The sequence below is a fragment of the Sphingopyxis solisilvae genome (assembly GCF_015475875.1).
Classification (GTDB): domain Bacteria; phylum Pseudomonadota; class Alphaproteobacteria; order Sphingomonadales; family Sphingomonadaceae; genus Sphingopyxis; species Sphingopyxis solisilvae.
This window is the reverse complement of the sequence record NZ_JADKYM010000007.1, coordinates 97493-109159: the sequence shown is the minus strand read 5'-3', so window position 1 is coordinate 109159 and position 11667 is coordinate 97493. Positions and strand designations below refer to the sequence as shown.

Annotated in this window: 9 protein-coding genes; 8 read left to right on the top strand and 1 reads right to left on the bottom strand. The window is 64.3% G+C overall.

All coding sequences use genetic code 11. From position 1 onward, the window contains the following. Positions 1–131: 131 nt before the first annotated feature. The 8 genes from mdh (at position 132) to IR187_RS07070 (ending at position 9634) form a co-directional block, all read left to right on the top strand. Positions 132–1094: a malate dehydrogenase gene (gene mdh / locus IR187_RS07105; RefSeq protein ID WP_194953909.1), complete on the top strand. Its 963-nt coding sequence runs from the start codon at positions 132–134 to the stop codon at positions 1092–1094. Beyond that, positions 1078–1452 (top strand): hypothetical protein, encoded by a 375-nt coding sequence (locus IR187_RS07100; RefSeq protein ID WP_194953908.1) that lies wholly within the window; start codon positions 1078–1080, stop codon positions 1450–1452. The genes mdh and IR187_RS07100 overlap by 17 nt, the downstream gene beginning before the upstream one ends. Continuing rightward, entirely contained in the window at positions 1453–2343 is an 891-nt protein-coding gene (gene sucD / locus IR187_RS07095; protein WP_194953907.1) for a succinate--CoA ligase subunit alpha, read from the top strand. 90 nt (positions 2344–2433) lie between these two features. Beyond that, positions 2434–5256: a 2-oxoglutarate dehydrogenase E1 component gene (locus IR187_RS07090; RefSeq protein WP_194953906.1), complete on the top strand. Its 2823-nt coding sequence runs from the start codon at positions 2434–2436 to the stop codon at positions 5254–5256. A gap of 32 nt (positions 5257–5288) precedes the next feature. Continuing rightward, positions 5289–6521 carry a 2-oxoglutarate dehydrogenase complex dihydrolipoyllysine-residue succinyltransferase gene (gene odhB, locus IR187_RS07085; RefSeq protein ID WP_194953905.1) on the top strand — a complete coding sequence of 411 codons (1233 nt, stop codon included), beginning with the start codon at positions 5289–5291 and terminating at the stop codon, positions 6519–6521. 110 nt (positions 6522–6631) lie between these two features. Further along, positions 6632–8029 (top strand): dihydrolipoyl dehydrogenase, encoded by a 1398-nt coding sequence (gene lpdA, locus IR187_RS07080; RefSeq protein WP_194953904.1) that lies wholly within the window; start codon positions 6632–6634, stop codon positions 8027–8029. Between the two features lie 13 nt (positions 8030–8042). Beyond that, entirely contained in the window at positions 8043–8672 is a 630-nt protein-coding gene (locus IR187_RS07075; RefSeq protein WP_267463762.1) for a trimeric intracellular cation channel family protein, read from the top strand. Between the two features lie 38 nt (positions 8673–8710). Next, positions 8711–9634, top strand: a complete 924-nt coding sequence (locus IR187_RS07070) for an alpha/beta fold hydrolase (protein ID WP_324187653.1) — start codon at positions 8711–8713, stop codon at positions 9632–9634. Positions 9635–9669: 35 nt separating this feature from the next. Here IR187_RS07070 and sppA read toward each other — a convergent pair whose 3' ends face one another. Beyond that, a complete protein-coding gene (sppA, locus tag IR187_RS07065) occupies positions 9670–11652 on the bottom strand; it encodes a signal peptide peptidase SppA (protein ID WP_194953903.1) in 1983 nt (660 codons plus the stop codon). Between the last annotated feature and the right edge of the window lie 15 nt (positions 11653–11667).

The window sequence follows — 11667 nt, the reverse complement described above, 5'->3', positions numbered from 1 at the left end:
CGCGGTTGTTTCCTTAACGGAATCGGCGTAGGGCGTCGCCAGTCTTAGGACTGGAATCGGAGCTTTGGCCCGTGCTCCTGCCGGTCTGTGAACCAATTGCCGGGCTTGCCAGGAAGGGAGTGCCGCGCGCCATGGGACGCAAGAAGATCGCTTTGATCGGAGCCGGGAATATCGGCGGAACGCTGGCGCTGCTCGCCGCGCAGAAGGAACTCGGCGATGTCGTCCTGTTCGACGTCGTCGAAGGCGTGCCGCAGGGCAAGGCGCTCGACCTGTCGCAGGTCGGTCCGATCGCGGGCTTCGATGCCAAGATCACCGGCTCGAACGATTATAACGACATCGCGGGCGCCGACGTCATCATCGTCACCGCGGGTGTCGCGCGCAAGCCGGGCATGAGCCGCGACGATTTGCTCGGGATCAACCTGAAGGTCATGAAGGCCGTCGGTGAGGGTATCAAGGCGAACGCCCCCGACGCTTTCGTTATCTGCATCACCAATCCGCTCGACGCGATGGTCTGGGCACTGCGCGAATTCTCGGGACTCCCGCACGACAAGGTCGTCGGCATGGCCGGCGTGCTCGACTCGGCGCGCTTCAGCCACTTCATCGCCGACGAATTCGACGTGTCGGTGAAGGATGTGAACACCTTCGTGCTCGGCGGTCATGGCGACACGATGGTTCCCGTCGTCCGCTACTCGACCGTCAACGGCATCCCCGTCCCCGACCTCGTCAAGATGGGCCTGTCGAGCCAGGACAAGATCGACGCGATCGTCAAGCGCACCCGCGGCGGCGGCGGCGAAATCGTCGCGCTGCTCGGCACCGGTTCGGCGTTCTACGCCCCCGCGGCCTCGGGCATCGCGATGGCCGAAGCCTATCTGGGTGACCAGAAGCGCATCCTGCCGTGTGCCGCTTATGTCGATGGCCAGTATGGCCTCGACGGTCTTTATGTGGGCGTTCCGGTGCTGATCGGCGCCGGCGGGGTCGAAAAGATCGTCGAGATCGAACTCGATGCCGAAGACAAGGCGGGGCTGCAGGTGTCGGTCGACGCGGTCAAGGAACTGCTCGACGCCTGCAGGGCGCTGGATGCTTCGCTCGTATAAAGTCCTGCCGTTGCTTTTCCTCTTGGCGAGTTGCGGGTCGTCCGTCTCGCAGGAGGAGGCTGCGGCGGATGGCTGGAACCGTGGCGAGGTTTTTACTCGATGCTTGGAGCAGATGTCTTTTTCTAAAGGCTCCGGCGGGGGGAAGGAAATGGACCTCGAAAACGGCGTTCCGCGCGACAAGCATATAAAGCTGAAACGCAACGGTGATTTTGTAATCGAGATACCGAGTACGGATCCTAAGGAAGCCACAAAAACACTCTTCGGTTGTGCAGGCAACTACAAGAGCAGGACACTCAATTTTCTTGAACTGAACGGCGCTACCCAACGGCCTCGACCGGGCGAAAGCTGGAGTTATTAAATGTCTATCCTTATCGACAAGAATACCAAGGTCATCACGCAAGGGATGACCGGCGCCACCGGCACCTTCCACACCGAACAGGCGCTCGCTTACGGCACCCAGATGGTCGGCGGCGTCACGCCGGGCAAGGGCGGCACTACGCACATCGGCCTGCCGATGTTCGACACTGTCGCGGAAGCCAAGGCCGCGACCGGTGCGACCGCCAGCTGCATCTATGTGCCGCCGCCGTTTGCCGCCGACTCGATCCTCGAGGCGATCGATGCCGAAATCCCGCTGATCGTCTGCATCACCGAAGGCATTCCGGTGCTCGACATGGTCAAGGTGAAGCGCGCCCTCAGCGGTTCGAAGTCGCGGCTGATCGGCCCCAACTGCCCCGGCGTTCTGACCCCCGGCGAATGCAAGATCGGCATCATGCCCGGCAGCATCTTTTCCAAGGGCAGCGTCGGTGTCGTCTCGCGCTCGGGCACGCTGACCTATGAAGCGGTGTTCCAGACGACCAATGCGGGTCTGGGTCAGACGACCGCGGTCGGCATCGGCGGCGACCCGGTCAACGGCACCAACTTCATCGACGTGCTCGAACTGTTCCTAGCCGATGAAGCGACCAAGTCGATCATCATGATCGGCGAAATCGGCGGCGATGCGGAAGAGCAGGCCGCGCAGTTCCTGATCGACGAAGCCAAGCGCGGCCGCAAAAAGCCGATGGCAGGCTTCATCGCGGGCCGCACCGCGCCTCCGGGCCGCCGCATGGGCCATGCTGGCGCGATCGTGTCGGGCGGCAAGGGCGACGCCGAAAGCAAGATTGCGGCGATGGAAGCGGCGGGCATCACGATGTCGGCCAGCCCGTCGGAACTCGGCACGACGCTGGTCGAAGTGCTGAAAGAACGCGTGTGATTTAAGCGCCCGCTGGCAACAGTCGTTGTCAGCGGGCGTTGCTCCCATATCCTCCCCGGAGCCATTTCTCTTTCGAGAATGGAAAAGACAATGAACCTCGAACGACAAAGCTTTGACATCGACCAGCCGCAGGCCGGCCCCAGCTGGGCGCCGAAGAACTGGCCGCTGATCGACAGCGACGATTTGACCGCCGCGCTCGATCCGCAGCAGATGCAGGTTGCGGTCAAGGCCGCCGCTGCCAAGGGCGGAACGCCGCTGTCGTCGGCCGAGGTCGAGCGCGCCGCGAATGATTCGATCCGCGCGATGATGCTGATCCGCACCTATCGTGTGCGCGGGCATCTGGCCGCCAATCTCGATCCGCTCGGGCTGAGCGAGCACGAGCTGCCGGCCGATCTGACCCCTGAATATCATGGCTTTGTCGGCGCCGACCAGGACCGGCCGGTGTACATTGGCGGCACGCTGGGCCTGGAAAAGGCGACGATCCGCGAGATCGTCGCGATCCTGCGCGCCAATTATTGCGGCAATGTCGGCCTCGAATATATGCACATCGCCGACATCGAGGAGCGCCAGTTCCTGCAGGAGCGGATGGAAGGCGCCGATAAGATCATCGAATTTTCGGTCGAGGGCAAACGCGCGATCCTGAACAAGGTGATCGAGGCCGAGGAATGGGAGAAATTCCTCGCCCGCAAATATGTCGGAACCAAGCGCTTCGGGCTCGACGGCGGCGAAAGCATGATCCCCGCGATGGAAGCCATCATCAAATATGGCGGCCAGTACGGGGTCAAGGAAATCGTCTATGGCATGGCGCACCGCGGGCGGCTCAACATGCTCGCGAACGTGATGGCCAAACCCTATAAGGTCATCTTTCACGAATTTGCCGGTGGATCGGCCAATCCCGACGACATCGGCGGGTCGGGCGACGTTAAATATCACCTCGGCACCTCGACCGACCGCGAATTCGACGGGATTTCGGTCCATATGTCGCTGGTTCCCAACCCCTCGCACCTCGAGGCGGTCGATCCGGTCGTGCTCGGCAAGGTGCGCGCGCAACAGGTGGTGCGCGACGATCTGGTGAAGCACGAACAGGTGTTGCCGGTATTGATTCATGGCGATGCGGCGTTCGCGGGGCAGGGGATCGTGTGGGAATGCCTCGGCTTTTCGGGCATTCGCGGCTACAATACCGGCGGCTGCATCCATTTCATCGTCAATAACCAGATCGGTTTTACGACGAGTCCGCAATTTGCCAGATCGTCACCCTATCCGTCGGATGTTGCCAAGGGGGTCCAGGCGCCGATCCTGCACGTCAACGGCGACGATCCCGAGGCGGTGACCTTCGCCTGCAAGCTGGCAATCGATTTTCGGCAGCGCTTCAAGCGCGACGTCGTGATCGACATGTGGTGCTATCGCCGCTTCGGTCATAACGAAGGCGACGAACCCTCGTTCACCCAGCCGCTGATGTATGCCAGCATCCGCCAGCACCCGCCGGTATCGCAGCTGTGCGCGGCCAAGCTGGCAGCCGAAGGCGTGATCGACGCTGGTTGGGCCGACGCCCGCCGCGCCGATTTCGTCGCCTATCTGGAAGGCGAGTTCGAGGCGGCGAAAAGCTACAAGCCGAACAAGGCCGACTGGTTTGCCGGTCGCTGGTCGGGACTTTACGCGCCGACCGACCCCGAAGGCGCGCGCCGCAACATCGCTACCGGCGTGTCGGACAAGCTGTTCGATGCGATCGGCCGCACGCTGACCACGATCCCGGACGATCTGGAGGTTCACAAGACGCTGCGCCGCGTCATCGACGCGCGCGCCGCAATGTTCGCCGACAAGGGGGACAAGGAAGTGTTCGACTGGGCAACCGCAGAAAGCCTCGCCTTTGGTACGCTGCTCAGCGAAGGCTATCAGGTCCGCCTGTCGGGACAGGATTCGGGCCGCGGGACTTTCAGCCAGCGCCATGCGGTGTGGGTCGACCAGAAGGACGAGCGCAAATATGTGCCGCTGACGACCGTGCCGCACGGCCGGTTCGAGGTGCTCGACAGCCCGCTGTCCGAATATGGCGTGCTCGGGTTCGAATATGGCTATGCAATGGCCGATCCGAAGTCGCTGGTGCTGTGGGAAGCGCAGTTCGGCGATTTCGCCAATGGCGCGCAGATCATGATCGACCAGTTCATCGCGTCGGGCGAAGCCAAATGGCTGCGCGCCAACGGCCTCGTGCTGCTGCTCCCGCACGGCTATGAAGGGCAGGGGCCCGAACATAGCTCGGCGCGGCTCGAACGCTTCCTTCAGCTCTGCGCGGGCGACAATATCCAAGTGTGCAACATTTCGACCCCGTCGAACTATTTCCACGTCCTGCGCCGCCAGATGCTGCGTCCGTTCCGCAAGCCGCTCATCATCATGACGCCCAAATCGCTGCTCCGGCACAAGCTGGCGGTGTCGCAGCGCAGCGATTTCATCGGCGACGCGCATTTCCGCCGCATCATGTCCGACCGCACCCCGCCCGCCGACGCCGACGTCAAGCGCGTCGTGCTATGTTCGGGCAAGGTCGGTTACGACCTGATGGAGGCGCGCGATGCGGCGGGCCTGACCGACACGACGGTGATTCGCATCGAACAGCTCTATCCCTTCCCCGGCGAGCCGCTCGCGGTGCGGTTGAAGCGGATGCCGAAGCTGGAGGATGTCGTTTGGGCGCAGGAAGAACCGCGCAACAACGGCAGCTGGTTCTTTGTGAACGAGCTAATCGAGGACGCACTGAACGAGGCGGGCAAGAAGGACATGCGTCCACGCTATGCCGGCCGAGCCGCCGCGGCTTCGCCCGCGACGGGGCTGATGAGCCGCCACCAAACCGAGCAGTCGGCGCTGGTCGCCGACGCTCTGGGCCTGAGCGTCCGCGCCGAAATTCGCCGCAGCAAGAATAAAGCCTGATCCAGGCACAAGACCCCCAAGGAACTGCACCTATGAGCACCGAAGTCAAAGTCCCCACGCTGGGCGAAAGCGTCACCGAAGCGACGATCGGCGAATGGCTGAAACAGCCGGGCGACGCGGTCGCGCTCGACGAGCCGATTGCCAGCCTGGAAACCGACAAGGTCGCGGTCGAGGTGCCGTCGCCCGTCGCGGGCGTCATGGGGCAGCAGGTCGCTGCGGTCGGCGACACCGTGAACGTCGGCGCGGTCATCGCCACGATCGAGGCCGGGGACGGCAAGGCTGCCGCTGCCGCGCCCGCCCCGGCGAAGGCCGAGACCGCCGCACCCGCTCCGGCCGCGACCGCACCCGCCGCCGGTGAAGGCGTCGATACCGTCGCGACCATGTCGCCCGCGGTACGCCGTCTGGTGCTCGAGCATGGATTGGACCCGACGAAGATCAAGGGCAGCGGCAAGGACGGCCGCCTGACCAAGGAAGATGTGCTGGCAGCCGCCAATGCGGCGCCCGAAGCCGCGCCGGCGTCGGCCCCCGCACCCGCAGCAGCGCCCGCCGCAACCGGCGCGCCGGGCCGCCAGGAAGAGCGCGTCAAGATGACCCGCCTGCGCCAGACGATCGCAAAGCGACTGAAATCGGCGCAGGACACCGCGGCGATGCTGACGACCTTCAACGACGTCGACATGTCGGCGGTGATCGAGGCGCGCGCGCGTTATAAAGACCTGTTCGAAAAGAAGCATGGGGTGCGGCTGGGCTTCATGGGCTTCTTTGCCAAGGCGGCATGTCTGGCGCTCAAGGATATTCCGGCAGTCAACGGGCGCATCGACGGCGACGAGATTGTCTATCATAACTATATGGACATCTCGGTCGCGGTGAGCGGCCCCAGCGGACTTGTCGTGCCGGTGATCCGCAATGCCGAAACGCTCAGCTTTGCCGACATTGAAAAGACGATCGGCGATTTCGGCAAGCGCGCCAAGGAGGGCACGCTGACGATGGACGACATGACGGGGGGTACTTTCACGATCTCGAACGGCGGCGTCTTCGGGTCGCTGATGTCGACCCCGATCATCAACCCGCCGCAGTCGGCGGTGCTGGGCCTGCACCGCATCGACGAACGTCCGGTTGTCGTGAACGGCGAAATCGTCGTCCGCCCGATGATGTATCTGGCGCTCAGCTACGACCACCGCCTGATCGACGGCCGCGAAGCGGTGACCTTCCTCAAAACGATCAAGGAAGCGATCGAGGATCCAACGCGGTTGCTGATCGACCTTTAATATCCCACATCCGTTCGGGCCGAGCTTGTCAAAGCCCCGTTCTTTTCTTGAGAGCGACGGATTGAGAAAAGTACGGCCCTTCGACAAGCTGAGGGCGAACGGAGACGAATATGTCTGACTTTGACTACGACGTCCTTGTCATCGGTGCCGGTCCCGGCGGTTATGTCGCGGCGATCCGTGCGGCGCAGCTGGGGCTCAAGACCGCGTGCGCCGACGGGCGCGAAACGCTGGGCGGCACCTGCCTCAACGTCGGCTGCATCCCGTCGAAGGCGATGCTGCACGCGTCGGAGTATTTTGACGCCGCGGCGAACGGCGCGATGGCGAAGATGGGGATCGACGTGACCCCCAAGCTGAACCTGCCCGCGATGCACGCCCAGCGTGTCGACGCGGTCAAGGGGCTTACCGCGGGGATCGAATTTCTGTTCAAGAAGAACAAGGTCGACTGGCTGAAGGGCTATGCGGCGTTCACCGGCAAGGACAGCGTCGAGGTCGCGGGCAAGACCTATCGCGCCAAAAACATCATCATCGCTACCGGATCGTCGGTCACCCCGCTGCCCGGCGTCGAAGTCGATAACGACAAGCAGATCATCGTCGATTCGACCGGAGCGCTCGAACTCGCGAAGGTGCCCGGCCATATGGTCGTCATCGGCGGCGGCGTGATCGGGCTGGAGCTTGGCAGCGTGTGGCGCCGTCTGGGCGCCAAGGTCACTTGCGTCGAATTTCTCGACCAGATCCTGCCCGGCATGGACGCCGACGTCCGCAAGGACGCAAACCGCATCTTCAAGAAGCAGGGCATCGAATTCAAGCTGAAGACCAAGGTCACCGGCGCGGTCGTGAAGGGCAAGAAAGCCGTGCTGACGCTCGAACCCGCCGCGGGCGGCGACGCGGAAACACTCGAAGCCGATGTCGTGCTGGTGTCGATCGGGCGGCGTCCGAACACCGACGGACTGGCGCTGGACAAGGCGGGCCTGACCGTCAACGCGCGCGGTCAGATCGAAACCGACCATGATTTCCGCACGGCGGTCGACGGCATCTGGGCGATCGGCGACGTCATCCCCGGCCCGATGCTGGCGCACAAGGCCGAAGACGAAGGCATCGCCTGCGCCGAAAATATCGCGGGTCAGACCGGCATCGTGAACCATGACGTCATCCCGTCGGTCGTATACACTTGGCCCGAAATCGCCGGGGTCGGACTGACCGAGGAACAGGCGAAAGAAAAGGGCGAGGTCAAGGTCGGGAAATTCCCGATGGCGGGCAACAGCCGCGCCAAGACCAACCACGAGCCCGACGGCTTTGTGAAGATCATCGCCGATGCCAAGACCGACCGCGTGCTCGGCGTGTGGTGCATCGCCAGCGTTGCGGGCACAATGATCGCACAGGCGGCGCAGGCGATGGAATTCGGCGCGACATCCGAAGACATCGCCTACACCTGCCACGCCCACCCGACGCACAGCGAAGCGGTCAAGGAAGCCGCGATGGCGGTGACCGGCAAGCCGATCCACATTTGAGCGGGCGGCGGCGTTGTTCGACATCGACAACGCGCTGATCGTCCGCCTGCTCGACCTTGCCGGCATCGCCGTGTTCGCGCTGTCGGGTGCGCTGATGGCGGTGCGGATGCGCCAGACGCTCGTGACCGCCAGCTTCTTTGCGCTGGTGACCGGGGTCGGCGGCGGCAGCGTTCGCGATCTGCTCATCGGCGCGCCGGTGTTCTGGGTGCAGGACGGCGCGATCGCCGCGGTGTGCATCGCGATCGCGCTGGTCGTGTGGATCACCCCCGAACGCTGGTGGCGCGGACAATTGCTGGAATGGGCCGATGCGGTGGGGCTTGCCGCCTATGCGGTGTTCGGCACCGCCAAGGCGCTGGCGTGGGGAGTGCCGCCGGTTCCCGCGCTGATGATGGGCGTCATCACCGGCTGCGTCGGCGGGACCATCCGCGATATATTGGCGGGCGTGCCGTCGATCATCATGCGGCCCGAGGTGTATGTGACCGCAGCGGCGCTCGCATCGGGCCTGTTCCTGCTGCTCGAATGGCTGGGGACAGGAACGCCGGTCGCCGCAGTAGCGGGCGCCGTCGCGGGCTTTGCACTGCGCGGCGCCGCGATCCGCTGGTCGCTCGCGCTGCCGTCCTATCGCGGGGCGCGGGCCGACTGACTTGACGTTCGCGTAAACTGCGCCATGCTGTCCGGAACATGGACAGCAACGGGGACGGCATGACCACCGCACAAGCGAATATAAACGGCATCAGCATCAGCTATGAGGACAAAGGGCCGCGTGACGCGCCGGTGATATTGCTGGTGATGGGGCTGGGCGGCCAGTTGACGCTGTGGCCCGACGAGTTTGTCGATGCCCTCAACGACCGCGGTTTCCGCACCATCCGTTACGACAATCGCGACGTCGGTCTGTCGACGCGCTTCGACGCGGCTGGCATTCCGAATGTGAAGTGGATGATCGTCAAATCGGTGCTCGGCTTGCCGGTGCGCCCCGCCTACACGCTCGCCGACATGGCGGCCGACGGTATCGGCCTGCTCGACCATCTGGGCGTCGCCCGCGCGCATGTCGTCGGCGTGTCGATGGGCGGGATGATCGCACAGCATATCGCGGCGCGCTATCCGCAGCGCGTCCTGTCGCTGACCTCGGTGATGTCGACCACCGGCAACCGGCGCCTCCCGCGCGCGCAGAAAGAGGCGATGCGCGTGCTCGCGAACCGGCCGATGAGCGGCGACAAGGAAGCGCTCATTGCATATTCCGTGAATGCGGCGCGGGTGATCGGCAGCCCCGGCTACCCCGCCGACGAAGCCCGCCTGCAACGCCGCGTACGCACCGATTTCGAACGCGGCTGGTATCCGCAGGGGGTCGCGCGCCAGATGGCGGCGATCGTCGCCGACGGGGACCGGCGGGCGATGCTGAAAGACATCACGGCGCCGACGCTGGTGATCCATGGCGAGGATGATCCGCTGGTGCCGATCGACGGCGGACGCGATACTGCCGCCAACATCGCCGGTGCGCGGTTGCTGACGATCCCGGGGATGGGCCACGATCTTCCGCTGGCGCTGGTCGATACGCTGGCCGATGCGATTGCGGAGCATGCGAAGGCCGTTGCGGTGGCGGCTTAAATCCTCCTCCCCTCCCGCAAGCGGGAGGGGAGCAATCAGCGGAGCAGCATCGCCGCCGTTGCCAGCAACCCCTTTGCCTCGGCCGCACGCGTCCGCGGCACGGCGGGCAGATAGCCGCGGCAGTCGAGGCACGCGGCCTGCACCGAACCCGAGCGGGTCAGCAGCGCCATATCCTGTACCAGCCGCCGTTCGGTCAGCTGGCGGTTCATCGCCGCGATGCCGAACCAGCCGCGCGGCGCGGCGGCGACCTCTTCCTCGCTTTGGCCCCAGCTGGCGAGCATCTTGGCAAACGCGCTTGGCTCTTCCTCATAATATTTGGCGTGGAATTCGCCGTCCACCTTGGCGAGTTTCGCCGCCTCTGCCAGCGCCTCGGACAGGCCGCCGAACTGGTCGACCAGGCCCAGCTGGCGCGCGGTGCCACCGGCCCAGACGCGCCCTTCGGCAATTTCGCGAACCTTTTCGATCGGCTGTTTGCGGCTTTTGGCGACCAGCCCGGTAAAACGGGCATAAATGTCTTCCACGCTCGCCTGCGCCAACGCGTTGAATTCCTCGTTCACCCCGCCGAACACGTCGGGTTGGCCCGACAGCGGCGTCGTGGCAATGCCGTCGGCATTGACCCCGATCTTTGCCAGCGCCTGCTCAAAGCTCGGCAGAATGCCGAACACTCCGATCGAACCGGTGATCGTGTCGGGCTCGGCAAAGATGCGGTCGGCAGGGGTCGAGATCCAGTAACCGCCCGACGCCGCGACATTGGCCATCGATACGACCACAGGCAGCTTTTTCGCCTTTGCGGCCAGCAACGCCTGCCGGATTTCTTCGGACGCGAGCACCGACCCGCCGGGCGAATCGACGCGCAGGACAATCGCCTTGGTGCTGCTGTTCGATGCCGCGTCCAATATATGCTGGGCGATGGTGGCGCCGCCCGCGGTACCGGTCGGCGCTTCGCCATCGACGATCTCGCCGACGACAGGGACGACCGCGATCGCGCTGCCCTTGGTCTTGAGCGGGTTGGCGGCGACCCAATTGTCCAGCGGGATTGCATTATACTCCCACGGCCTGCTGCTGTCGCCGGCGCCGCTGATTTCGGCAACGCGGGTGTTGAACGCCATGCGGCTGCCCAGCTTGTCTACGAGACCTGCGTCGAGCGAGGCTTTCGACAAGTCGTTCCCGGCCGCCTGGACCGCGCCTGCGGTGTCGGTGATATAGGCGTCGATCTTTGCTTTCGGACGCGCCTTTTTGACGTCGGTCAGCCAATTGTCCCACAGCACGCTGGCATAGGCGAGGCTGGCTTCCTTCGCTTCGGGCGACTGGTCGTTGCGGAGAAAGGGTTCGACTGCGCTCTTGAACGTGCCGACGCGATAGATGTTTGCGGTGATGCCAAGGCGGTCCATCAACCCCTTGTAATAGAGTCGCGATCCGCCGGGACCGGCGATGGCGACGCCGCCGATGCTGTCGGCCCAGATTTCGCTGGCATGCGATGCAATCTGGTAGCTGTCGGTGGTATAGGCGGTGGCAAAGGCCAGCACCGGTTTCTTTTTCGCGCGCACCTTGTCGATCGCATCGCCGATGTCGGCCAGCGAGACCTGACCGCCGCCCAGAAAACGGTCGAGGTCGAGCACCACCGACGTCACGCGCTTGTCGTCGGCAGCGGTTTCCAGTGCGTGGACGACATCGCGGGTGCGGATTTCGCGGAGCTGATTGCCGCCCGACAGCGCGGCGAACGTATCGACCTCTGCCGGCTGTTCGCTGACGATGCCGTCGAGCTCGATCAACAAAGCGCCCTTGCTGACCGGCAGCCCGGCATTGGGGCGTCCCGCGAGCAGCCCGAACAGGACAACGAAAAACAGCAGTAGAAAGATCAGCGCGAGCGCGTCCTTGATGGCAACCAGCAGTTTCCAGACCTTGCGCGGAAAGCTGGTCGTCGATTTCGCCTTGTCGTCGCCGGGCAGCGGGCGGCGTACGGGAATGGCCCAAGGGCCGGCGGGATCGTTCGGGGTGTTGGCGGTGGTGTCGGTCATGGGCGCGAACCTAAG